The sequence below is a fragment of the Paenibacillus konkukensis genome (assembly GCF_023523925.1).
Taxonomy (GTDB): Bacteria; Bacillota; Bacilli; order Paenibacillales; family NBRC-103111; genus Paenibacillus_S; species Paenibacillus_S doosanensis.
This window is the reverse complement of record NZ_CP027059.1, coordinates 1,689,613-1,712,540: the sequence shown is the minus strand read 5'-3', so window position 1 is coordinate 1,712,540 and position 22,928 is coordinate 1,689,613. Positions and strand designations below refer to the sequence as shown.

Annotated in this window: 23 protein-coding genes; 19 read left to right on the top strand and 4 right to left on the bottom strand. The window is 51.7% G+C overall.

Going from position 1 to position 22,928, the window contains the following annotated elements:
* From SK3146_RS07570 to SK3146_RS07560, 3 genes are read left to right on the top strand one after another with little or no spacing between them, the layout of a single operon-like run.
* Window positions 1-1,017 (top strand): ABC transporter ATP-binding protein, encoded by a 1,017-nt coding sequence (locus tag SK3146_RS07570; RefSeq protein ID WP_249864507.1) that lies wholly within the window; start codon window positions 1-3, stop codon window positions 1,015-1,017.
* Window positions 1,014-1,595 (top strand): HAD family hydrolase, encoded by a 582-nt coding sequence (locus SK3146_RS07565; protein WP_249864506.1) that lies wholly within the window; start codon window positions 1,014-1,016, stop codon window positions 1,593-1,595. Before SK3146_RS07570 ends, SK3146_RS07565 begins: the two co-directional genes overlap by 4 nt.
* A 2-nt stretch (window positions 1,596-1,597) precedes the next feature.
* Window positions 1,598-2,614, top strand: a complete 1,017-nt coding sequence (locus SK3146_RS07560; protein ID WP_249864505.1) for a LacI family DNA-binding transcriptional regulator — start codon at window positions 1,598-1,600, stop codon at window positions 2,612-2,614.
* 292 nt (window positions 2,615-2,906) lie between these two features.
* Here SK3146_RS07560 and SK3146_RS07555 read toward each other — a convergent pair whose 3' ends face one another.
* The gene (locus tag SK3146_RS07555) at window positions 2,907-4,151 is read right to left on the bottom strand and encodes an IS110 family RNA-guided transposase (protein WP_249862470.1); all 1,245 of its coding nucleotides are present in this window, start codon (window positions 4,149-4,151) and stop codon (window positions 2,907-2,909) included.
* A 410-nt stretch (window positions 4,152-4,561) separates the two neighbouring features.
* Here SK3146_RS07555 and SK3146_RS07550 point away from each other — a divergent pair, with 410 nt between their 5' ends.
* Window positions 4,562-5,542, top strand: a complete 981-nt coding sequence (locus tag SK3146_RS07550) for an aldo/keto reductase (RefSeq protein ID WP_249864504.1) — start codon at window positions 4,562-4,564, stop codon at window positions 5,540-5,542.
* A gap of 76 nt (window positions 5,543-5,618) precedes the next feature.
* Here SK3146_RS07550 and SK3146_RS07545 read toward each other — a convergent pair whose 3' ends face one another.
* Entirely contained in the window at window positions 5,619-7,310 is a 1,692-nt protein-coding gene (locus SK3146_RS07545; protein ID WP_249864503.1) for a sensor histidine kinase, read from the bottom strand.
* Between the two features lie 494 nt (window positions 7,311-7,804).
* On the opposite strand from SK3146_RS07545, the gene SK3146_RS07540 reads away from it, so the two are divergent.
* The 3 genes from SK3146_RS07540 to SK3146_RS07530 all read left to right on the top strand — a co-directional run bounded on the left by SK3146_RS07540 (window position 7,805) and on the right by SK3146_RS07530 (window position 10,081).
* Complete coding sequence (locus SK3146_RS07540) at window positions 7,805-8,278, top strand: DUF2798 domain-containing protein (protein ID WP_249864502.1); 474 nt, start codon at window positions 7,805-7,807, stop codon at window positions 8,276-8,278.
* A gap of 154 nt (window positions 8,279-8,432) precedes the next feature.
* The gene (locus tag SK3146_RS35125; protein ID WP_249864501.1) at window positions 8,433-8,741 is read left to right on the top strand and encodes a hypothetical protein; all 309 of its coding nucleotides are present in this window, start codon (window positions 8,433-8,435) and stop codon (window positions 8,739-8,741) included.
* Between the two features lie 257 nt (window positions 8,742-8,998).
* Window positions 8,999-10,081: a Gfo/Idh/MocA family protein gene (locus SK3146_RS07530; protein ID WP_249864500.1), complete on the top strand. Its 1,083-nt coding sequence runs from the start codon at window positions 8,999-9,001 to the stop codon at window positions 10,079-10,081.
* Here the strand turns inward: SK3146_RS07530 and SK3146_RS07525 are convergent.
* A complete protein-coding gene (locus SK3146_RS07525) occupies window positions 10,065-10,973 on the bottom strand; it encodes an AraC family transcriptional regulator (protein ID WP_249864499.1) in 909 nt (302 codons plus the stop codon). The genes SK3146_RS07530 and SK3146_RS07525 overlap by 17 nt on opposite strands.
* Window positions 10,974-11,503: 530 nt before the next feature.
* On the opposite strand from SK3146_RS07525, the gene SK3146_RS07520 reads away from it, so the two are divergent.
* The 4 genes from SK3146_RS07520 to SK3146_RS07505 all read left to right on the top strand — a co-directional run bounded on the left by SK3146_RS07520 (window position 11,504) and on the right by SK3146_RS07505 (window position 14,526).
* Window positions 11,504-11,779 carry a hypothetical protein gene (locus SK3146_RS07520; RefSeq protein ID WP_249864498.1) on the top strand — a complete coding sequence of 92 codons (276 nt, stop codon included), beginning with the start codon at window positions 11,504-11,506 and terminating at the stop codon, window positions 11,777-11,779.
* Window positions 11,780-12,054: 275 nt separating this feature from the next.
* On the top strand, window positions 12,055-12,465 hold the full coding sequence (locus tag SK3146_RS07515; RefSeq protein WP_249864497.1) for a DUF5071 domain-containing protein: 411 nt from the start codon (window positions 12,055-12,057) through the stop codon (window positions 12,463-12,465).
* A 211-nt stretch (window positions 12,466-12,676) separates the two neighbouring features.
* Window positions 12,677-13,546, top strand: coding sequence for an aminoglycoside 6-adenylyltransferase (locus SK3146_RS07510; RefSeq protein ID WP_249864496.1), 870 nt, complete (start codon window positions 12,677-12,679; stop codon window positions 13,544-13,546).
* Window positions 13,547-13,689: 143 nt separating this feature from the next.
* Window positions 13,690-14,526, top strand: coding sequence for an aminoglycoside adenylyltransferase domain-containing protein (locus tag SK3146_RS07505; protein ID WP_249864495.1), 837 nt, complete (start codon window positions 13,690-13,692; stop codon window positions 14,524-14,526).
* 27 nt (window positions 14,527-14,553) lie between these two features.
* Here SK3146_RS07505 and SK3146_RS07500 read toward each other — a convergent pair whose 3' ends face one another.
* Window positions 14,554-14,982 (bottom strand): hypothetical protein, encoded by a 429-nt coding sequence (locus tag SK3146_RS07500; protein WP_249864494.1) that lies wholly within the window; start codon window positions 14,980-14,982, stop codon window positions 14,554-14,556.
* A 345-nt stretch (window positions 14,983-15,327) separates the two neighbouring features.
* Between SK3146_RS07500 and SK3146_RS07495 the strand changes: the two genes are divergently transcribed.
* From SK3146_RS07495 to SK3146_RS07460, 8 genes are all read left to right on the top strand, one after another.
* Window positions 15,328-15,555, top strand: coding sequence for a hypothetical protein (locus SK3146_RS07495; protein WP_249864493.1), 228 nt, complete (start codon window positions 15,328-15,330; stop codon window positions 15,553-15,555).
* Between the two features lie 816 nt (window positions 15,556-16,371).
* Complete coding sequence (locus SK3146_RS07490) at window positions 16,372-16,860, top strand: hypothetical protein (protein WP_249864492.1); 489 nt, start codon at window positions 16,372-16,374, stop codon at window positions 16,858-16,860.
* Entirely contained in the window at window positions 16,857-17,387 is a 531-nt protein-coding gene (locus SK3146_RS07485; protein WP_249864491.1) for a histidine phosphatase family protein, read from the top strand. The genes SK3146_RS07490 and SK3146_RS07485 overlap by 4 nt, the downstream gene beginning before the upstream one ends.
* Before the next feature lie 272 nt (window positions 17,388-17,659).
* Window positions 17,660-18,421, top strand: a complete 762-nt coding sequence (locus SK3146_RS07480; protein ID WP_249864490.1) for a DeoR/GlpR family DNA-binding transcription regulator — start codon at window positions 17,660-17,662, stop codon at window positions 18,419-18,421.
* Between the two features lie 134 nt (window positions 18,422-18,555).
* A complete protein-coding gene (locus SK3146_RS07475) occupies window positions 18,556-19,626 on the top strand; it encodes a zinc-binding dehydrogenase (protein ID WP_249864489.1) in 1,071 nt (356 codons plus the stop codon).
* Window positions 19,627-19,748: 122 nt separating this feature from the next.
* Window positions 19,749-20,627 carry a carbohydrate ABC transporter permease gene (locus tag SK3146_RS07470; RefSeq protein ID WP_249864488.1) on the top strand — a complete coding sequence of 293 codons (879 nt, stop codon included), beginning with the start codon at window positions 19,749-19,751 and terminating at the stop codon, window positions 20,625-20,627.
* Window positions 20,628-20,774: 147 nt separating this feature from the next.
* Window positions 20,775-21,542 carry a carbohydrate ABC transporter permease gene (locus SK3146_RS07465; protein WP_249866214.1) on the top strand — a complete coding sequence of 256 codons (768 nt, stop codon included), beginning with the start codon at window positions 20,775-20,777 and terminating at the stop codon, window positions 21,540-21,542.
* 86 nt (window positions 21,543-21,628) lie between these two features.
* Window positions 21,629-22,921 (top strand): ABC transporter substrate-binding protein, encoded by a 1,293-nt coding sequence (locus SK3146_RS07460; protein ID WP_249864487.1) that lies wholly within the window; start codon window positions 21,629-21,631, stop codon window positions 22,919-22,921.
* Window positions 22,922-22,928: the final 7 nt, after the last annotated feature.

The following is a 22,928-nucleotide window of genomic DNA, read 5'->3' as shown; positions in this document are numbered from 1 at the left end:
ATGGCTAAGCAGCTGCTGAATGTGGTCAACTTAAATAAGGATTTTCAGGTCAAGTCGGATAAAACGTGGTTTCGCAAGCCGACCTCGGTCCGCGTGCTGAGCGGCGTATCCTTCGAGCTGTTCGAAGGCGAAACGCTCAGCATCGTCGGCGAGTCGGGCTGCGGGAAGACGACGCTGGGGCGCTGTATCGTGCGGGGGATGAACGCGACGTCGGGCCAGGTGCTGTACCAAACCGAGGCCGGGGAAGAGGTCGATTTTTTAACCTTAAAGGGCAAGGAATTCAAACGGCTGCGAAAAGACGTTCAGATGATTTTCCAGGACCCGTACTCGTCCTTAAGCCCGAGAATGAGCGTCTATGACATCATCTCCGAGCCGCTGCTCGCCAATTTCAAGCTGTCCAAGGAGGAAGTGGACGAGAAGGTAACCGACATTGCGCAGAAGACCGGCCTTAATGTCAGCTACCTGAAGCGGTATCCGCATGCCTTCTCCGGTGGACAGAGACAGCGCATTGCGATCGCCCGGTCCTTGATCTCGCGCCCCCGCCTGATCGTCTGCGACGAAGCGGTATCGGCGCTGGACGTTTCGATTAAGGCGCAGATCATTAATTTGCTGAAGGATTTGCAGCAGCAGCTGCAAATTACGTATATTTTTATTTCCCACGATTTATCGATCGTGCAAAATATTTCGGACCGGGTGGCGGTCATGCACCTGGGCAAAATCGTGGAGCTGGCTCCGGCCGAGCCGCTGTTCTCGCTGCCTAAGCACCCGTATACGGAAGCGCTTCTGTCGGCCGTGCCCGAGCCGGACCCTCGCCTCCGGAAGGAGCGGATCATTCTGGAGGGAGAGGTTCCGAATCCGGCGAATCCGCCGAGCGGCTGCCACTTCCATCCGCGATGCGCTTACAAGACGGATTTATGTACCCGGCAGGAGCCGCAGCTGCAGCAGATCGGCGAGCAGCATTACGCAGCCTGCCATTACGCCGGCGAATTGAATCTGAAAGGGGTTGCCCGTTTATGAACACGAAGGATGAAGCTCAACCGAGCGCGAAGAAGCTGATTATTTTTCTCGACTGCGGGGATACGATTATCGATGAAGGTACGGAAATCCGCGACGAGCACGATATCGTCGTGCAGGCCGACGTCATTCCCGGGGCGGACCGGATGGTGAAGACGCTGGCCGAGCGGGGATACCGGCTTGCGCTGGTGGCCGACGGCTATGCCCAATCGTTCAAAAATATACTTACGCAAAACGGACTGTACGATGATTTTGAAACGATGGTGTATTCCGAAACGGTGAAGGCATTCAAGCCGAGCCCGCGCATGTTTAAGGCGGCTGTCGGGGCGATGGATTTAAGCGAGCGGGATCTCCCTCGCATTGTGATGGTGGGGAACAATTTGGGCCGGGATATTAAAGGGGCCAATCAAATGGGGATCACCAGCATATTCCTGAGCTGGACGCCGAGGTACCCGAAGCAGCCAACCGACGAGAGCGAAATTCCCGATTATACGATCAAGGAGCCGATGGATTTGGTCGATTTGGCGGAACGGCTGAATGAACGGCTTGAAGAAGCGGACTTAGGGAGGATGTCGGGGTAGTCATGGCCAAAATCGACGACGTAGCAAGGCTGGCCAAGGTGTCCAAGGGCACGGTATCCAATGTGTTCAGCCAGAAGCGGCGAACGAGTAAGGAAGTGACGGAGAGGGTGCTGAGCGTATCGAGGCAGCTGAATTATGTGCCCAACCATATTGCCCGCAGCCTGGTAACGAAGAAGACGATGGCGATCGGCCTCACGATCCCGCACGGCAATTTCTTTTTCAGCGCCTTCCATAATCAGTTCATTAACGGGGTTGTGCTGGAAGCTTCCTATCACGGATACCGGGTGCTGCTGGATATGATTCCGACCCAGCAGGTGAAGACGCCGTTCCTGTCGAGCTACCCGATCGACGGCGCCGTCGTGATGAGCCCGACGACCGACGACGAGCGCATTCGGCTGCTGCATATGGATGACATTCCGTTCGTCACGGTTGGGAGGGTAATGAACGCCGATATCGAGAACGCCCCCAGCGTCGATAACGACAACGAGCGGATGATGCATAAGATCGTGCGGTATTTGGCGGACAAAGGCCACCGCAGCATAATGTTTCTGAACGCCAACGAGCTGATGACCGTGTCGATCGACCGCAACGAGGGCTTTATCCGGGCGATGGAAGAACGCCGGCTTCAGGTGGAAGCGCATATGATTCATCATAAGCCGGCCATATTGTCCAACGAGTATATGGATTACGGTTATGCGGAGACGCTGAACGTTCTTGGCGGGCAAGGCCGGGGGGTGACGGCGATCATAGCGGATGACGATAGAACGGCGTTCAGCTCACTGAACGCGCTCAAGGAGCTGGGGCTGCGGGTGCCGGAGGACGTGGCGCTGTTTGTCATCTGCGGCGATTTGTCGATGATGGTGCAGTCGAATCCGTCCTTGACCAGCATGGATCTCAGGCCCTCCGAGCTGGGGGCCCAATCCGTACGGCTGTTGATGCATAAGCTCGGCGTGCTGACCGATCATTTCCCGGAAAATATTGTCGTGGAGAGCACCATCGTGGAAAGAAATTCCTGCTAAAAGGCTTACCCGGAGGTTACTAAATTTACCTGAGCTTCCTATCTCACCTATTATTGCGTACTGGTATAAATAGACAAGCGGAGGTATGATGAAAATGTCTGTACCGTAGCATGTTCAAAATAAGTCCAGCGGTATGATGTCAAGTCCCCGAATCGGTCGAATTGGAAATTTTCTTGGCTGTAACAGCTGGGAGTGCCGAAAAAAGGACAGCTCAAACTAAACCCAGCGAAAAATCGAGATAATATCCAGATTTTAACTGGGAATTATGCCAGGGACTTTAGCAAAGGAGGCGTTAATCCTTCGCAGGCGTCGCCTTCTTCCGTGGCGTATAGAGTTGGCCGTTGCGTAGCAGCACATCGACCAGACGCACAAGCTTTCTTGCGGTTAAGACGAGGGCGCGTTTATGTTGGTGCTTGGGCACTTCCTTGTATTTCTTCCGGTAGTACTCGCCGAATTCTTCATCGCGGTTCTTTACCGAATTGGCAGCTTCAACGAGGTAATAGCGAAGGAATCGGTTGCCGGATTTAATCCGTTTGGTGTCTTCGGCTTCAAAGGCGCCAGACTGGCTCTTGCGCCAGGTGAGGCCAGCATACTTGGCGACAGCGGCTTGGTCGCTAAAGCGCTCGATGTCACCGATCTCGGCAAGGATGCCAGCGGCATAGACGCGATCAATGCCGGGAACAGAACGCAGGCACAGGGAGCCAGGGATCGTCTCGAGAATTTGCTCAATCGCCTTGTCCAAATCCTTGAGCTGAGCCTGGATGCTCCGGATTGCTTGAATGGATGTACCCAGCACAAGATCAATGGAATCCTCGACGACTTTGGACAGCCGGTAAGAGGCTCTGGCCGCTTTCTGAATGCAGCGCGCGACGTTCTCGGGATCCGGGAAGCGATTGCGCCCCTTGTCCCGCAAGTAGTCGGCCAGATCGCCGACATCCATCGTCGCGATGTCGTCCAGACTGTACTTTTCGGAGAGCATCTCAAGGATGGCATGGCCGAACACCGAGCTCTCGACTTCGGTCGTGAAGGCATTGCACTTGTAGAACAGGTTTTGCAAGAAGTACTGTTTCTCGCGCGTCAGGTTATGGATCAAGTGAAACCGCATGCGCGTTAAACGCTGGAGCGCAACATACTGCTCCTGCATGACAATGGTGGTTGTCAGCCGCCCGAAGCGCAGACGGTCCGCAATCACCCAGGCATCAAGCCGGTCGGTTTTATTCAGGTCGGGATAGGTTTCCCGGAACTTGCTGACCAACTTTGGATTCATGGTAAAGACCTTGGTATGGCGCTCCTGGAGTGTAGGGTCACTATGCAGGTACATGGCGGGATGCCAGCTGTAGACCGAGGTCGATTCAAGCCCAATGTGAATCTCGGAGACCGCGTGCTTGTCCGCTAGGGCAACGATGCGATCTCGCAGATGAGCAGCCCCCTCCAGATTGTTTTTCACTGTGAGGGTCTCGAGCTTATCCCCGTCTGTGTTCATGAAACACGTTTCCAGTTCTTTCGAACTGACGTCAATACCGACAAAAAGCGTCAAATGGAATTTCCTCCTTTCGATGAGGGATGCAGGGAATAGACTCTCCGGGATGCCTCCGGCGCACGCGCAGATCAATCACCCTCGCCTATAAGAACACGCTTCGGTCCATGAGCTGCCCTGGCTTGCTAGTCCAGGCATGGGGTGCCGAAGGGAACGGCCAGCGGGTCAGAAGCTCAGACGCGTACCGGAGAAACAGACTTAGAAATGTAGACGTGCTACAGGAGGAGAAAGAATTTCCCCGATAGATCCCTATGATCTATTGTCCAGAGGCATGCGGGAAAGTCCAGTCCCTTTTGCAATTTTCAAGGTGCGATTTACTGGAAATCGAAAAGTTTGCGGCCAGTTCCCATGGGAACTGGAAATCGGCTTAAAACTTGGTTCTAGAAATACTATACGAGGAGGTATTTGTGATGGAGTACACTTATTTAGGTCGTTCCGGGTTAAAGGTCAGCAGGCTTTGTTTGGGAACTATGAACTTCGGCGTCGATACGGATGAAAAGGAAGCATACCGGATTATGGATGCGGCAGTCGATGCGGGAGTCAACTTCTTCGATACGGCCAACGTGTACGGCGGAGTAGGCGCGCGCGGCAAAACCGAGGAAATTATCGGCCGCTGGTTCGCTCAAGGCGGAGGCCGGCGCGAGAAGGTGGTCCTCGCCACCAAAGTATTTGGAGATATGGAAGACCCGAATGACGGGCCTAATGCGGCTCGGGGATTATCCTCTTATAAAATCAGGCGTCATTTGGAGGCGTCGCTGCAGCGGTTGCAAACCGATCATATCGAGCTGTACCAAATGCATCACGTGGACCGCGACGTCTCTTGGGACGAGCTGTGGGAAGCGTTTCGCGTACATATTTATCAAGGAAAGATCGGTTACGTCGGGTCGAGCAACTTTGCCGGGCGCGATCTGGTGAAGGCGCAGTACGAAGCGCGCAGCCGCCATTTCTTAGGGCTTGTGTCGGAGCAGCATAAATACAGCCTGCTGTGCCGGTTGCCCGAGCTGGAAGTGCTTCCGGCGGCCGAGGAATTCGGCATCGGCGTCATCGCCTGGAGCCCGCTGGACGGCGGTCTGCTCGGCGGCAATGCTTTGAACCCTGCGCAAGGATCGCGCAGCGTCCGCAACCAGGCGCGCGCCGAACAGCGCCGCGGGCAGCTGGAAGCCTTCGGCAAGCTGTGCAGGGAGCTCGGGGAGAGCGAGGCCAATGTAGCGCTGGCCTGGACGCTGGTGCATCCGGCGATGACCGCGCCGATTATCGGTCCGCGCACCTTGGAGCAGTTCCAGAGCACGCTGCGCGTCGTAGACATTCAGCTCAGCGAGGACGTGCTGCGGCGGCTGGACGAGATATTCCCCGGCCCCGGAGGCGACGCGCCGAAAGCTTACGCATGGTAAATGGTCGAAAAGCCCCTGGAAAACGGCCTGATGGGCCGATTCCGGGGGCTTTCCCGCGCGGTGGAAGCAACTGAGGTCAACCGGCTTCCTTGCGGTGCTTTTCAATCGGCAGCAGCACCTTGAAGCGGATGACAGCCGCCTCGGATTGCGCGTCGCAATGAATATGACCTTTGTATTTTTTGACGAGCTCGCGGATGATGGCAAGACCTAGGCCGGAATGCCCGGTCTTTTGCTTCGTGCTGTGGCCTTCCTTGAAGAGCAGCGGAACTTCGTGCTCTGCAATAGATTGGCTTAAAGGGTTTGCGACTTCGATGCTCATCATGCCGTTATCGATCAGATTGCCGATAATTTTGACGATATCGACCGATTTGACGCCGAGCGCAAGCTCCTGCATGCCTTCGATTTCATATTGGAAGTGAATATGAAGCGGCATCGATTTGGCGATTTTTGACTGGATCAAAGCGCCGATCGCCGGGTTGCCGATATTGATAATATCGTTGATCTCAATTATTTCTCCCAAATATTCCTCGGAGTACGTTTTGATCTCGTTATATTTTTTCATTTGAACCAGAGCATGCAGTGTGGACAGATGATTCAAGAAATCATGGCGCTGCCCTTTAATTGTAATGAACATCGAATTGATCTGGTCGATGAACGATTCCTGCGCCGACCGGGTCGCATCGTCTTTGGCCTTATGAATCCAGCGCGCCACTAAGTAGACGAGAGCCAAAATAATCAGCGTCGTAACCAATAGCACGTACAGCAGGTTTACCAATTGCTTGTTCAACTGCTGATGAATCGAATCGTAGTCGCTGACAATCGAGACGACATACGGAATTTTGGCGTCCTTCATAGGAACGAACGTTTTCAAAACATGCTTCCCGTTAATTTGGGCCGTCGTGCTGACCGGCGTATCGGATTGCGCTGATCCGACGACATTGGCGAAATCGTGATCGGAATCGATGTAGCTATAATCTCCGTACATAATTTGGCGGTCGACCAGCTTGACCCATTGCTCGTTATTGGCGTTAAGCCCGCGGGCGACTTCCCTGCCGACCTTGTCCGGGTTGAAAATTGTAATCTCCAGCACCTGCTTGTTGCTTTCCATCGTATGCTTGAGCAAGGCGGAAGGCCCGGTAATGTTCTCGTATTCCTGGATCGAGCTGTTCTGCAGCCACGGATCGATCAGGTAATTGGTGCTTCCGTCGTAATAATAGCCCCAGGCGCCGATTCGCGTCGGATCGCTGGTCGCGATTTCAAGCGGGCCTGACCAATAATTTGGCAGCTTGATGCCGTCGTATTTATCGCCGGTTACCTTTTTTTCATCGAACAGCTGATTGAACGCCTTAAACCATGAACCCCAAGAGCGGGTACTGATGCCGCGTTCCTTAGGGTCGGTAGAGCGGGCTCCGACGATATCTCCGTCCGGTTTGCGTTCGAACAGCGTAATGCCGGAGATAAGGCCGATCTCGTCCCGCAGCTGCAGCAGCTGTTCATCCGTGACATCGGCAATGTCGGGACTGAGCCGATCCTTGATGACCAGTGCCGCGGTGCGCAGCTGGGAGGTCATCGTATCCATCAAATATTGACTGCCGGATTGCGCCTGCTCGATCGACATGCTGATTTGCTTGGCGATGGCTTCGTTTTGCAGCATTTGGTTTTCGGTCAGCAGCTTCTTGGTAGAGAAATAATAGGTAACGTGGTTCAATAATAAAATCAGGATTACCGATAAAATAAATATCGATAGAAACCTTTTTTTGGTTAACATCAAGTGGAACCTACTTTCGGTATGTTATCATGTACAGAATTGTATATGCTGCGGAAGCGTTTTTCGTCAAAAGGATTCAATATGTATCATGCCGAGAACAGCTTATGGAGCCGAACCCGATGGAGGGAATCAGATCCCATTATACCACAGTATGAAAGAGAAGCGTTCACCTTTTCATAGAAAACGTTTATGGGAGAAGAGCCGGCCGAAGCCGGCTTTTTCGTTGTTTAGGAAATGATGCGCAGCCATTTCCTGTGGATATCCGGGGGCTCCCCCGAAAGTAATGTCTAACCATAGAACGATCCCGGCGGATTGGTTAGACGCCGATCCAGCCGAAGCTGGATGCGGACGGAATAAGCTTCAGAGCATCACGTCACCTTTGGGGGAGTGGTTCCCTATTCCGCAGCCGTATGCAATGTTCACATAATGTTCACTTATGAGGGGGTTTCCCCTATCGCTATAATAACAGGGATAAAAAGAAAGGATGATGAACGTTGCCTAAAACGAAGAAGGAAGAAGTTTATTTCGGGTTGATGATGTGCTCGGGGATGGTCGTATTCATGACGCTGTACAATTTGTTTACGCATGGTTTGATCGGCAAGCTGTCTTTGGGGGAAGTGCTTATTCAACTGCTTGCCGCGTTTATCGTTGCGTTCTTAGTGGAGCTGTTCATTGTGGGGCCCGCAGCCAAAAAAATTGCATTTTCGCTGCCTTACGATAAATCGAAAAAGGTTACGGTCATTCTTGTACTGGCCTTTTGTATGGTGAGCGGAATGGTTCTCTGCATGTCCCTGTACGGCTTATTGAACAGTTACTTCTCCGGTGCTCCGATCGGCGAGTCGTGGCTTGAGAGCTATGTTACATTAGTGGGTCAAAACTTCATCTTCGCTCTTCCGCTCCAGCTCGTCGTTGTGGGGCCGCTGGCTCGGTACGTATTCGCTAAGCTCCAATACGTTCAGGGAAGCTGACGCCGCCTTTGGGGTCCGGCCGAAGCAGCCGGCTCCGCCTGACGGGAGAAGGGAGGGGCGGAGCCCGTTCCCTCCTTGTACGCTAACGTATGCGTTACGCCAAGCCCAAGTCCCACCCGGGGCGTTCGTTCTATTCCGTTACGGTACGCCGCTATTGATCGATTCGGGCAACTGCTCCTGCGGGTATCCGAAATACCGGGCGTATGATTTGCAGAGCGTAACGCATAACGTCGTGCCGTTTAACGTACAAGCGCAATCCGCCGAGGATTTGGCCCGCGGCGCCAAAGAGCCCGGCCCAGTATACCGGTCGATCACGCCGGACTGCGCTATGTTTATGCGGATGCGGCAGGCCCGATGTCGCGGTGTTCTCGCGCAACTTCCGCAGAGAGTGCCGTTGTATCCGGCGGTGAATGCGGTGCGGATATTTATGCCGGAAGGAGCGCGCGGTTTGCAGCGAGTGTGAAGGAGGCGAGCACCTTAGGAACCGCGGGAGCGTGGACTAGGGATGAAGCCTTCGGCATCACTCGTTTTTTTGTTATCGCGCCCATCCGGCGTTACCGCAAAGTACTGTTATTTTTGCACAAAGAAGCGTTACATGAGCGAACGAAATCTTGCTATGCTAGAAACCGGAGGATGCGGGGACAAACGCGCTCATCGCCGATGTTGCTCCGCGGACGATTATGACGGCAGGACGTATCGATAGAGAGGGGAACATATAATATGCAAAAAAACGACGGAATGAACTACGCGCCGCAGGGAAGCTTCCAGGCGGTTTGCCAACCCGGAGAATTTATTTTTGCGGCCGCGGCCTTGGATCACGGACATATTTACGGCATGTGCAACGGGCTGAGGGAAGCGGGCGGCCAATTAAAGTGGGTATATGACCCGGACCCCGCGAAAGTGGAGAAATTCGTGCAGACGTACCCGGAAGTGCGGGCGGCCAGCTCGCTGGAGCAAATTTTGCAAGACGACGAGATCAAGCTGGTAGCGGCGGCGGCCATTCCTTCGGACCGCGGGCCTCTGGGGCTTCGCGTCATGGATCACGGCAAAGATTACTTCACGGATAAAGCGCCGTTCACGACATTGGAGCAGCTGGAGGCGGCCCGGCGGAAAACGGCCGAGACGGGGCGTAAATATGCTGTGTATTACAGCGAACGCCTGCATGTGGAAAGCGCGATTTATGCCGGGCAGCTTATCGAACAGGGAGCGATCGGGCGCGTCGTTCAAGTCATCGGAATGGGGCCGCACCGGATCAACGCGGGCAGCAGGCCGGGCTGGTTTTTCGAGAAGGAGAAATTCGGCGGCATTCTGTGCGATATCGGGAGCCATCAGATCGAGCAGTTCCTTTATTTCACCGGCGCGAAGGATGCCAAGGTGGTCCACAGCAAAGTCGCCAATTATAACTATCCCGAGCATCCGGGCTTCGAGGATTTCGGCGATGCGACGCTGATCGGAGATAACGGGGCAACCGGCTATTTCCGCGTAGACTGGATGACGCCCGACGGATTAAGCACTTGGGGAGACGGTCGCTTGACGATACTCGGTACGGACGGGTATATCGAGCTTCGCAAATATGTGGACATCGCCCGCGACCGGACGAGCGGCCATGTGTATCTGGTCAATCATGAGGGAGAGCATCACTTCGCCGTGAACGGGAAAGTCGGCTTCCCTTACTTCGGGCAGCTGATTCTCGATTGCCTGAACCGGACGGAGACGGCGATGACGCAGGAGCATGCTTTCAAAGCGGCCGAGCTGTGCCTTATCGCTCAGCGCGACGCCCTCCAAATCAAAAGTCGGGAGTAGTGGTGAAGCCCGATTGAGTCTGCCACTGCTTCCGGTATTGATGAGGCGTAACGCCCATTTTTTTCTTAAAGGTTTTGCAAAAAAAAGAGCAGTTGGGCATCCCGACGGCTTCTCCGATATACGCAACGGATTGATCCGTGGAGATCAGCAGCTTGACGGCTTGCTGCATCCGCCTGGCGATCACATAGTCGGAAATGCTGGAGCCTGTACACTCTTTGAACAAATGGGACAAATGATGCGGTGACAGATGCAGCTCGCCCGCCATTCGCTCCAACCGCAGCGGTTCGGTATAATGCCCCTCCAGCCAGGCGAGAATTCGCTCGGCCTGGTGGGGCTTGCGCGTTATGCTGATGCCGCTCTGACCCATGCTTTTTTGCTCCCATACCGATTTGAAATCGCGGAAGAAAGCGATCAGAAACAAGGAGTATTCTTCGAGCGCGTCCTTTTGATTGAGCGCGGGTATTCTATGATCCATGCTCTGCAGCAGCGAATGAAACTGCATCGGCGGCTTCAGGTCATAGAGGCAAGGACTGGACAGCTTGCTTGTATGAATATGTCGTAGCAGAGCCAGCAGGCTTGGCCATTTCTCGAAATAAGATTCGTAAAGCGAAGGCTCGAACTGTATGATCGAACGGACGAAAGGGGTCTCTCGGCTGAGGTCCATCTGGATATGGTGCAGCTGATACGGCTGGAAGATGCAGAGCATCCCCGAGGTCACTTCGTAGCTTTTTTGATCGACGATCAGCGTGCCTTTCCCTTCGTGGACAATCAATATTTCGATGCCTTGATGAGCGTGAAATGTGCCTTGAAACTGCTCGATCTCCGTGCTTTTTCTTTGATATGCAAAATAGAGCTTCAGTTCGTTTAAATCGAGATGCGCGATATAAGACATGACTTCACTTCCTTTATCATCAGCTTACCCAATTAGGTTCCGGCAGGCAAGACGATTTTCGGGGAGCTGCAGGAGCCGATCGCTGACGGCGGCTTGCGGCCTCGGCCTCGGAGGGAGATTGGTTCCCCCTGCGGAAGCTGCGTTCGATACATCGGACGGATGGCGCTAGCTGCGGCGGCTTGTAATAGCAACGGACGCCACAGCCGTTAATGGGACGAAATCAGCGGTTTTTATATTGTAACGGACAGCACGGCTCTTACTGGGATCTCATCCGCTCCCAAACGAGATGTTTTCGGTAAATAGGTGCGGCTGTGTCCGTTACACTTTTTAACTCCTCCGTGCTTGATGAAGTACCTCTTATCGAACAACTAAGTAACCTATGAGGACTATAATATGGTAAAATAATTGTGGATTAGGGACTTGAACCAAAAAAAGGGAGGTGCTTTGGGAACAAAGCTTTCAAATATTCACGTTAAAACAAGCGATATGGAGCAATTGCTCCTATACTCAAAGAAATAGCACAAACAAGAATGAAGAGCAATCATGATTGGAATGTGCTTTTTGGTGCAGAAATCGCCCCCGAATCACTTCTTATGGCTGCGGAAAGATCGAATCACGATTACTATATAGGCCGGCTAAGAGACGGTTGGATTAGTGTTATGAGTGTACCGACAAAGATCCTGGAAACCCTTGATCTAATGGATTGTGGTGAGGCTCTGAGCACATTTGAATCTATCCTGAATATTCCTTTACAAATAAAAGCCGATTGGTTTATGTACGATCATATGATCGAGGCCCAGATATGACTCTGTCTGAGTTATTCCATCCTGACGAAGCCAGAAACGAGCCTGCGGCTTTCCCAAAAAACAAATACTAAGGAGCTTGATAAGGATGGTCAATTGGCCAATCGTAATTTTATTCCTGCTCTTTCCAATTTACATCGTCCTCAGACTGGAAACCATAGCAAGGAAATTGGCGAAGATCGAACAGAGGCAGATTGATAGAGAGAGGGAAAATATAAAGATACATAATGCTAGGATAGCCGGTCAACAGGGGCATGTCGACGAGGAGAACGGATAAAATGGATTACACTGATCTCGTTCCACAACATAAATTTGATTTTGAACGGATCGCGCTTTTGAAGACGCAGAGCTTGGATGCAATCCGATCGTTAATTCCCGAGCTGCTGAAGTGGCTCCAAGACGGTAATTGGCCTATTTTTACAGAGATTCAATCCGTATTATTGCCTTTCGACAGAGAGCTTGTCCCTCATCTTAGAACGATATTGAAGTTAAATGATGGGGACTGGAAATACTTCCTTCTGATGGGACTGGTAAGAAGATTGTCTGAAGAGGCATTGCTGGACCTCAAGCAAGATATAATGGATATAGCACATACTCCCACAACCTCCGATCGGGATAGCGGAGCGGACGAAATTGCCAAAGAACTGCTGGATGCCATTTACTGTATGGAGGGGAAACGGGAAACTTAACTCATCAAAGTGCGGATGATGCAGAGTTATCCTTTTTTATGGTAAAATGGAAAATATTCATTCATGAAAAGGAGGACAATAACTTATGAAAACGGTGCTCGATACTTTATAACGTGATCTCCGTCGAAGCTGGGCTAGGTTCATTCGAATCCGCGGGCCGCCTTCCTTGATCGGTATAACGACCAACAAAATAAGGGAGGGCTTACCCACGATGAGAAGCGAACAAGAAATGATGGATATGATTTTGAACTACGCCAGAAATGACGAGCGGGTCCGAGCGGTCGGGATGGAAGGGTCACGAACGAACCGGAATGTGCCGCGGGATCTGTTTCAGGATTTCGATATTGTGTTTATTGTAACGGAGATGAATTCTTTTATCGCGGACCCGCATTGGGTAGACCGCTTTGGAAGCCGGATCATCATGCAAACGCCGGAAGACATGGATTTGTTCCCGCCCGATCTGGACGGCAATTTCTCGTATCTGATGTTGTTTGCCGACGGCAACCGGATTGATCTTACCCTTTGTCCGATTGAAAAAAAGGAGAACTGGAATAACGGCGACAAGCTGTCCGTCGTGCTGCTCGACAAAGATCATGCTCTGCCGAAGCTTCCAGCGCCGACCGACCGGGATTATTGGGTGAGGCGTCCGTCGGCCGCATTTTACGCGGATTGCTGCAATGAGTTCTGGTGGGTGTCCACCTATGTGGCCAAAGGCTTATGGCGGCAAGAAATGACTTATGCCATGGACCATTTGAACAACAATGTAAGGCCGATGCTGATCAAGATGCTGGAATGGAAGGTCGGCGTCGATACCGATTTTTCTCTCAGTGTGGGGAAGAACGGCAAGTTTCTGGAAAAGCATCTGCCGAAGCTGACCTGGCAGGCCTTGATGTCCACGTACCCGCAGGGTACTTACGACGATGTATGGCAGGCCTTGTTCGCCGCAGCGGATTTATTCCGCAGTACGGCGGCGGAGGTTGCGGACCGTCTGCAATTCGATTATCCGCTTGACGATGACCGAAATGTCACTGCGTACTTGATGCGGGTGAAGCATTTGAGTCCCGATGCGAAAGAGATGTAATCGTTCTCATAATGTAACGGGCAAAACCAGTCAAACCTTTTGTTGCGTTTGGCTGGTTTTTTTTAGAGGGTGGTGAAAAGAGCAGCTCTTTATCGGCTATCCGTCCACTTATTCACCACGTTTTTATCTGAAGGGGGCTAATTATGATACCGCAAGTAGTTGAAAAAGCTATGAGTATGCTATGTAACTATTTGGACATAAAGCATTCGAATATCGATTCTATGTATTTATACGGTTCGGTTGCATTGGGAGATTATATTGAAGGCTCCAGCGATATCGATTTCATTGCGACTCTTCGAAATTCGCCCGCTATGTCCGATATAGAGACAATCTCGGCAGCCCATAAAAAGCTTGAAGACGAGTTTCCCCAGATTGATATTATGGGGGCTTATCTGCTCGCCAGCGATATTGGAAAACCGCAGGATGAAATCAGTTCGTTAATAACCTACTATAATAAACAAGTGCATACCGACGGTTTTGGTTCCGATATCAACCCAATCACATGGTGGATTCTCAAAAATCACGGCATTAAAGTATACGGTTCTACTCAATCTTTACATTATGAGACAGGAATTAAACCATTGGCCAAATACGTCATTGAAAATTTAAATACCTACTGGGTTAGCTGGATCAATAGATTAGATAAGCATTTGACTGTAAATAACTTATCCGACCAAGAGGTTACCAGACAGTCGGATGAAGCCGTCGAATGGTGTGCGCTTGGCATGCTGCGGCAGCTATACACATTAAAAGAGCATGATATCAAGAGCAAGGTTGAAGCCGGTTATTATGGGATTACAATTATTCCGCAGCAGTGGCATGAACTCATCTATGAAGCTATTAATATAAAACGACGTCTTCCTGAGCGATACTATCTTTCAAATGAAAAGCGTTTGACTGATCTAGTGGCATTGCTTCGTTATATTCACTTGGAGGCTAATCGTGCTTTTGACGAATCGATTGCGGGTTGGGAAAAGTGATATTGGGCGTGTGGACTTTTTCCCCAATTACTCGATCTGTGATGACGTCCTGCCGTACACGCTTTGTTTAACCGTTTCCGTCAGTTCCGCTTTTAGCGCCTCGTATTGATCCTGCCGCAAACTTCCGCCGGCCAGGCGAGCGTCCAGCTGAGCCGTCAGTTCAGCCACCTGAAGATGAATAATGCGGTTAACGTCGGTTTGGCGGCTGCCGGCAATGTCGGCGAGCGATTGGCCTTCCAGCAGCGCGTCGTACACTTCTTCATTCGTGGCAGCGCCGAGCGCCTGCAAAAAACGGTCTTCCCGCGCAGCGGATGCGTCCTGATGATCTGCCGTCGCGAGCGGAATCGAACGGCCGTTTGCCGCGGCTGCCTTGTCCCACGTTCCGATCCCGACCGTGATGGTAAGCACCATCGTACCGACGATCAGAATGCGTTTTGGACTAATAATAATATACATTGAAATAACCTCGTTTCCTTATTCCCTTATGACGATGATAGGAGACCCTCGTCAACAGTGTATCATGAACCTTCTTGATCGGGCGTTAGACCGCCGTACCGTTTATGTCCCCGACTTAAGTCCAGTATTATATGCGCGTGTTGGAGCATATATGTCTTTAAATTCAGGCCAGGCACGGATTGAGACGTATCGCAATAACCGCGATGCCGCTCTCTGCCTCATTCAAGTCAGCTTCCGCAAACATTATCTCATGCACTGGAGCTTACATTCATGGTAAAATCCGGGTATAATAAGATTCTACATCGATGGAGAGCCATCCATACATTTGGCAAGGAGGACGACGACTTGAATTTAACTCCAGAGCAACGATTGATATTAATGGCCCTAACGGCTGAATGGCAGGCTCCGGTACAGATTGCGAAGAGGCTTCCGCAGACATCAGGGAATGTAGACGTACAACAAGTGCTCAAGGACCTTTTGCGCGAAGGATGGGTGCAGATGAATCCGGCGGTTCCCGGCTTGTATCGATTAACTTCACAAGGTATAACCGTGAAAACGGCGGAATTGGAGTAGGCAAGGAAAAGGAAGAGCGGACTCGCCGACGCTGTCCTTAATAGGAAACCGCATAGCAGCAGACTTGGTACCCGGGAGCCGGCTACGGTGAACAGTTTGAAGAGTGGGCGAGGAAGCCTAAGGCCGGACCGTATCGAAGCTACGGCAACGGGTCGGTCATGAGAGTCGAACAATAAGTCCAAAGCGGATATTAAGGATTTTATTGCGCGTACGTTTGGAAGCCCGGTGAAAAAGCAGATGGAGCAAACGAAAGCAGTCTGTAGAAGCGAAGCGTTCGCCTTTGTTTCCGGCTTTCACCCGTTTCACGGGCTTAACCATTCAAGAAATCCGGGGACAACAGCGATCGGAAGATGCTTTCGCATGCAGTCAGCGTTTTTCACCTTATACTAGATGAAATAAGACCCCACTATACTTTTGATCCGAGCTGCCAGGGATCGGTACCGCAAGCGATTATTGCTTTTCTTGAGTCGACCGATTTCGAAGACGCCCTCAGCCGCATTTAACAAAAAGTACAATATCCATTATTAAATGTTAAGAAGCAGATAGCCGGAGCTGTCTGTTTTTTTGTATCCAAATGAAGAAAGCAATTGTTGTAAAAAGGATTACGGGAAATTGCAGGGAATTTATGTAAGGCAGTTGCTTGGGTATTTTCAAAAAAATTTATGGAGGCGATCCAATCTGAAATTTCTAATTATCCAACCTAAGCTGGAGAAGGGCGTTGCTCAGATCGAAAATGAACTCCGAAATCATCCTTCTGCGGACGCTGTCATTTTTCCGGAAGGGTATTTGAACGAGAATGTGGCGCAAGCATGCCGCTTGGCCAAGACCTACAACAAAATCCTCATCGGAGGATACAGAAGGCTGAGCGAGAGCCCTAAGGACCGGGCGATCATCATTAGCCGTACCGGCGAGATCGTTCTGGATCGGGTTAAGTACAGCGATACGGCTTTTGCAACGGTAGATAATTTCAAGATAGGGCATATTCTCTGCGACGAATTGGTCCGGCAAGGGATGAGGAGCGCCGATACTAGCGGTATGGATCTGATTGTCCATCCGATAGGGGTAGGAATGTTCAGCGACGAGCAGTTTGAAGAATGGATTCATGCAGCCCGAGAGATCGCTATAACCTATCAAACCAAGGTCATCGGCACAAGTCACGCGGACGGCTCGTTCAGAGGCGGCAGCGTGTCCATTCCTATCGCCTACGGCATCGATGAACATGGCGACAGTCTGTTCATTTCCAAGAACGATGTGCGAACGAGGATATTGGAGTTAGAGAAACAGGAGGAGTTCCATACGAAATGACGCTGTTTTATTTGGTGCGGCACGGTGAGCCGCAGTGGGAGCTTAACGAACGGTATAAGCTAAAAGGGCATGGCCGCGATCTGGTGCCGCTGACGGCAAATGGAGTCAATCAAGTTTATTTGACGGCCAAGGATAAGCGGCTGCAGGAAGCGGAGCTGATTGTTTCCTCTCCGTACCCGAGAGCTTTGCAGACGGCGGCAATTTTATCTAAGGAGCTGCAGTTGGACGTGATCGTCGAGTTTGATTTGAGAGAATGGCAGCCGGACTTGACGTTTGAATATGATTCGCTGGATCGGTTAAAAGAACTCGGCGATGATTTTGACCAAAATAACGGCATATATCCTCCCGGCGAGACTAGAATCTGGGAGTCGAAGGAATCGCTAAAGCATCGAGTAGGTCAAGTTATCGAAAAATATTCAAATTATTCGAAGGTGATCATTACCGGACACGGCATGGCTTTCCGCACGCTGATAGGTGAAATCGGAGAGATTCCCCATGCTTCCGTTATCGAGTTTCGGAGCCGGTAAAATGATATAACTATGCGCCGATATGTTTGTATTTGTGCAAGAGTATGCATAAAACAAGCATAGATGAGCGTATTTTTTATCCGTTTGTCTGGAATACGCAGAATGAACTAAGAAAAATGTTTAATAATGTTTTGAAATATGAAAAATCCGTATTTTTGTATTGACAAATGGCGCTCATATCCATTAATCTAAATGTACATTATCAAGCAATAACGAGCACTAATGAACAAAATAATGCTTGATTGCAGGAACACCGTGAGGAGTGGGCGCATTTGTTAGCTGCGGAGAGAAAGTTGAGAATTATCGAATACGTCAGACAGCACCAGGCGGCCTCCGTCGGGGCGCTCGCCCAGGAGTTCGGCGTTCATGAGGCGACCATCCGCAGAGACTTGGCGGAGGTAGAGCAGGAGGGCTTGCTCAAGCGCACGCACGGAGGCGTCATCGTGGAGAGGACGACGAATAACGAGCCTTCCTTCAATGAGCGCACGAACGTCCAGCTGGAACAGAAGATGCGCATCGGGAAAATGGCGGCCAGCCTGGTTGAAGATGGAGATCATATCATTATCGATTCCGGTACGACGACGCTGCATATCGCCAGAAATTTGGTGCATCATTCGAATATTACCGTCGTGACGAACGATATGAACGTCGCTTCGGAGCTGCGCGACGCGCCCGGAGTGAAGGTGACGGTAACCGGAGGCGAGCTGTATCCGTCCAGTTATATGCTGAACGGGATGTTTACCGATCATGTGCTGCGCTCGCTGCATGTAACCAAAGCCTTCCTCGGCATTCCGGCGATCCATCCCAAGCACGGGCTTATGCATCCCGAAGCTCAGCTGGTGCTGGCCAAGCAAGGGATGATTGCGGCGGCCCAGGAGGTCATCGTCGTCGCCGACGACACGAAGGTGGGCAAGGTTTCGCTGTACTCCGTCGCTCCCAACAGCTCCATCCATACGTTGATCACGGGCAAGGAAGTGCCCGAGTACGATCTTCAGCCATTCCGCGATTCGGGCATTCATGTGATCACGGTATAAGCTGCGGTTCGTACAACCAAACGCATAAACTCAGGTGAAGCTTTTCGCGCTCTTTCCGAAGGGCCGAAAATTCATAATACATTCTAGCTTTTATACGTTCATGGAGGTGTTACATTCAGGTGGCAGCAGCATCAGTGAGTTCACGCACATTACGATTGACCGAGCCTCATATCGTCCAGGAATTGTTCGTCGAACGGGGGTTAAGAGAAGGCATGGTGATCGTCGAGCCGACGATTGCCAGCATCTGTCACGCGGATTTGCGCTATTTCGGAGGGCTTAGGAAGCCGGAAATATTGGCCAGAAAGCTGCCGATGGCGCTGCTCCACGAAGGGATAGGCCGGGTGGTCGGCGGAAGCTCCGAGTTGCTGCGCATAGGGCAGCGGGTCGTGATCGTTCCTTATGTGCCCGGCTATCTTTTGCACGGCATTCGGCCCGAGGAGTGCTGCCCGGCATGCCGGGGAGAAATCGAGGATAACTATTGCTCGCGAGGCGTATTTCTCGGCAGCGGGACCGACGGGATCGCCCAGAGCCGATTGGTGCTCCCCGAGCCCTGCGTCATTCCGGTTCCCGATGCGGTTTCCGACGAAATCGCCGTATTGGCGGAGCTGTGCAGCGTATCGTACCGTGCTCTGCGAGGCGTGAAGCCATTGCTGGACAGAGCCAAGGTTGCCGTGTTCGGAGACGGTCCGGTCGGTTACTTGACCGCAGCCATGCTGCATCATGCTTTTCATGTAGGCACAGACCGGCTGACGGTATTCGGAGCCATCCGGGAGAAGCTGGACGAGTTCGATTTCGCCAAGACCGAAATGGTGCAAACGTATCCTTTTTCCGCCGGTGACAAGGTGGATATTGTGGTCGAATGCACGGGAGGGCGTTTCAGTGAAAGCGCCATCAATCAGGGGATCGACTTATTAAAGCCCGGCGGCCATCTGATCGCGATGGGGGTCAGCGAAGATCTTGTTCCTATCAATACGCGGGATATATTGGAGAAGGGCATTACGATGCACGGAAGCAGCCGGAGCTCGGATAAGGATTTTCGCGAGGTGCTGAAGGTGATGGAGCGGGAGGATTGTCAGGCGACGCTGCGCAAGCTGGTGCCGAATCAATTCACCGTAGTGAGCAAAGCAGACGACCTAGCTGGCGCAATGGAATCTGCCTTGGCTCACCGCGATTGGAAAAAAACGTATCTTGACTTTCACTGGTGACACAGTGAAAGTCACAAGCCAAATTATACTATAGAAGCGTATCGAAGTAAACGAGAGGACTGCTGGAAGCGCGATGGATTGTAAGCGCAAACATTCGGTTCACCAAGCGAAAGGAGGGTAATATGAGCAGAAGAAAAGTTTGGGAGGCTGCGCGTCCTTACGTCATGATCGGCCCGGCGATGATCGGTATTTTCTTATTTGTGATCTATCCGGTGCTGTATTTGGTGAAGCTGAGCTTCTACAAGTACAATTTGCTGAACAAAGACAAAAGCAAGTTCGTCGGGCTGGGCAATTTCAAGGAAATATTTTCCCGGGACGATTTCTATCATTCCTTGTTGACTACCGTGGCGTATACGGTCGGCGTCGTCTTCTTCACCTTGGCGCTGTCGCTGCTGATCGCCGTATGGCTGAAAAACAAGACGCGGTTTAACGCCATCATTCAAGCCGGCATCTTTACGCCCCACATTATTTCCATCGTATCCGTATCGCTTGTCTGGATGTGGATCATGGAGCCGAATCACGGCATCCTCAATTTTATATTTCATGCCGTAGGCCTGCCGAGCCTGCCTTGGCTGCAAAGCTCCAGCACCTCGCTGCTTTCCGTAATTATCGTATCCGTGTGGCAAAATATCGGCTATTACACGCTCATTATCGTGGCGGCGCTGCACGGAGTGAACCCGCAAATATACGAGGCGGCCGAAATCGACAGCGCGAACAAGGTCCAAATGTTTTTCCGCATTACGCTGCCGCTCATTTCACCGCAATTGTTTTTCATTCTGATCATTATGACGATCGGTTCGTTCAAGGTGTTCGATACCGTCAAAATTATGACGGGCGGCGGGCCGAACGGCTCGACGACGACGCTGGTGTACTACATTTACGAGTTCAGAACGAACAGCATCGGATACGCGTCGGCGACCGGCGTCGTATTAATGGCGATCATTGCCGTGCTCACCTTTATTTACTTCCGGGTGCTGGCGAAGAGGGTTCATTATCAATAAGAGATGCGTATGACTTGAGTTTAAGGAGGTGCTTATCTGGTGATTGCACAACAAGAAACCGTTGCCGGCGTGGAGCGGACGGCCAGCGGCGCGGCGAGCAGGACGATCCGGCGAAGTCTGGGCTTTGTGTTCAAAGCGGCCGTTCTGATGATCTTTGTCATTCCGTTTCTGTGGATGATATCGACTGCCCTGCAGACGCTGGAGGAAACGCTGGCTTTTCCGCCGACGTGGGTTCCTTCGGTTCCCCAATGGAGCAACTTTGTCAGTGCGATGAGCGCAGGGCCGTTTTTGACGTATACCCGCAACTCGATTGCGATCACGCTGTCGATCATCGTCCTGCAGTCGCTGGTCATGATTCCTGCGGCTTATGCTTTCGCCAAATACCGGTTTAAAGGAAACGCGCTGTTCTTCGGTCTGGTGCTGCTCGCCTTCATGATTCCGGGTCAGGTCACCTTTATTCCGGTGTACTTGATGCTCGCCGACGCAGGCCTGATCAAGTCGCTCTGGCCGCAAATCATTCCGTTTATGTCCAATGCGTTCGGGATCTTTTTGCTGCGGCAATATTTTATGCAAATTACGCATGAGCTGATCGAAGCGGCCCGGCTGGATAACGCCAGCGAGCTGAGAATTATGACGCATATTATGGTTCCGATGTCGATGCCGGCGCTGGCTACGATCGCGCTGTTCAGCTTCGTCAGCCATTGGAACGACTACTTCTGGCCGCTGGTGATGACGGATTCGGCCGCCGTACGTCCCTTGACTATGGGAATCGCGATGCTGAGGGAGACGGAGGGGATCAGCAATTGGCACATCATTATGGCCGGCAACGTCGTCTTGGTCGTACCTATTCTCATTGTTTATTTGCTGGCATCCAAGCAAATTGTGAAAGCGTTTGTACATTCAGGTATCAAATAGAGCGCAGACCGCTCGCGGCGATCCATTTCTCGTAACGACCATTTTCTCATAAAAAAGGGGAGATTTCGGTGAAAACAAAAATGAGCATGAATAAGAAAGTACCGAGCATCGTATTGGCGGCGGCGGTGACCGCAGGATTGGTCGCAGGCTGCTCGGGAGGGCAGAGCGAACCGGCGGCCGACGCGCCTCCCGCTGCGTCCCAAACAGGCAAGACGACCGTTCAGTTCTGGCATTCCCTCGGTGGGAAGAACGGCGATTACTTGAATGAAATGATCAAGCGGTTCAACGATTCTCAGGATAAGGTGGAAGTCGTGGGCACGTTCCAAGGCTCCTATGACGAGACCGTGACGAAGCTGCAGCAGGCGATCGCCGCCAAGACGGGGCCGGATATTTCGATGCTGGAGCGCGCGTATGTGCAGATGTTTGCGGATTCCGACGTGCTGGAGGATATGACGCCTTACATGAAAAAATCCAATCTCTCTGCGGACGATTTCCCGCAAGGGCTGATGGGACATTCCGTCTTCGATAAAAAGCTGGTTTCTCTACCGTTCAACCGCTCGACGCCGATTTTGCATATTAACAAGACGATGCTCGACGAGAAAGGGCTGGCCGTCCCGAAAACATGGGAGGAATTGAAGCAGGTAGCCAATGCGCTTGTGATCAAGGAGAACGGGGAATATACGCGGTACGGCTTCAGTATGCCTTACGATACGTGGTATCCTATTGCGATGATTTATCAGGCGAAGGGCAAGTTTTTTAACGATAACGGCACTTCGGTCGGCTTCTCGAATGAAGGCGTCAAAGCTTTTCAATTTTTGAAGGATCTGCAAAGCACCGGAGCCTTGTACTATCCGCCTGCGCAAGATTCGGGCAATATCGTCAATCAGATGTTTACAAGCGGCAAAATCGGCATGATGTACCAATCGACCGGGGTTATCGGCAGCTTGAAGGACAATGCCAAGTTCGAATATGTGACGGCCTATCTGCCGATGGACCAAGTGTATGCTACGCCGACCGGCGGAGCGAATATCTCCATGCTGTCCGATTCCAAGAACAAGGAAGCGGCCTGGCAGTTTATCAACTGGGCGATGACCGATCCGAAAGGCGGCTTGCAGTTTATTCTCGATTCCGGCTACCTGCCGTTTACGAAAAAAATGGCCGAATCCCAGCCGATGAAAGATTTGTGGGCCAAGGAGCCGAACCGCAAAGTAGCTTACGATCAGCTGCAGTATGCGATGGACTCGAACAAACATGTAGCCTGGACGCAGGTGAATCAGGAGTTTCTGAAGGCGATCCAAGCCATCATGTACGACAACAAGGATGTGGCGGGCACGCTGGACACGTTCAAGAAGGAAACGGAACGGATTATGAAGCAGTAGGAAGAAG

Bases quoted from the DNA above. Each gene is read 5' to 3' on its own strand.
- SK3146_RS07550 (WP_249864504.1), top strand. From the start codon at position 4,562: ATGGAGTACACTTATTTAGGTCGTTCCGGGTTAAAGGTCAGCAGGCTT.
- SK3146_RS07460 (WP_249864487.1), top strand. From the start codon at position 21,629: ATGAATAAGAAAGTACCGAGCATCGTATTGGCGGCGGCGGTGACCGCA.
- SK3146_RS07485 (WP_249864491.1), top strand. From the start codon at position 16,857: ATGACGCTGTTTTATTTGGTGCGGCACGGTGAGCCGCAGTGGGAGCTT.
- SK3146_RS07545 (WP_249864503.1), bottom strand. From the start codon at position 7,310: ATGTTAACCAAAAAAAGGTTTCTATCGATATTTATTTTATCGGTAATC.
- SK3146_RS07560 (WP_249864505.1), top strand. From the start codon at position 1,598: ATGGCCAAAATCGACGACGTAGCAAGGCTGGCCAAGGTGTCCAAGGGC.
- SK3146_RS07565 (WP_249864506.1), top strand. From the start codon at position 1,014: ATGAACACGAAGGATGAAGCTCAACCGAGCGCGAAGAAGCTGATTATT.
- SK3146_RS07520 (WP_249864498.1), top strand. From the start codon at position 11,504: ATGAAGAGCAATCATGATTGGAATGTGCTTTTTGGTGCAGAAATCGCC.
- SK3146_RS07525 (WP_249864499.1), bottom strand. From the start codon at position 10,973: ATGTCTTATATCGCGCATCTCGATTTAAACGAACTGAAGCTCTATTTT.
- SK3146_RS07530 (WP_249864500.1), top strand. From the start codon at position 8,999: ATGCAAAAAAACGACGGAATGAACTACGCGCCGCAGGGAAGCTTCCAG.
- SK3146_RS07510 (WP_249864496.1), top strand. From the start codon at position 12,677: ATGAGAAGCGAACAAGAAATGATGGATATGATTTTGAACTACGCCAGA.
- SK3146_RS07515 (WP_249864497.1), top strand. From the start codon at position 12,055: ATGGATTACACTGATCTCGTTCCACAACATAAATTTGATTTTGAACGG.
- SK3146_RS07465 (WP_249866214.1), top strand. From the start codon at position 20,775: ATGATCTTTGTCATTCCGTTTCTGTGGATGATATCGACTGCCCTGCAG.
- SK3146_RS07570 (WP_249864507.1), top strand. From the start codon at position 1: ATGGCTAAGCAGCTGCTGAATGTGGTCAACTTAAATAAGGATTTTCAG.
- SK3146_RS07505 (WP_249864495.1), top strand. From the start codon at position 13,690: ATGATACCGCAAGTAGTTGAAAAAGCTATGAGTATGCTATGTAACTAT.
- SK3146_RS07500 (WP_249864494.1), bottom strand. From the start codon at position 14,982: ATGTATATTATTATTAGTCCAAAACGCATTCTGATCGTCGGTACGATG.
- SK3146_RS07470 (WP_249864488.1), top strand. From the start codon at position 19,749: ATGAGCAGAAGAAAAGTTTGGGAGGCTGCGCGTCCTTACGTCATGATC.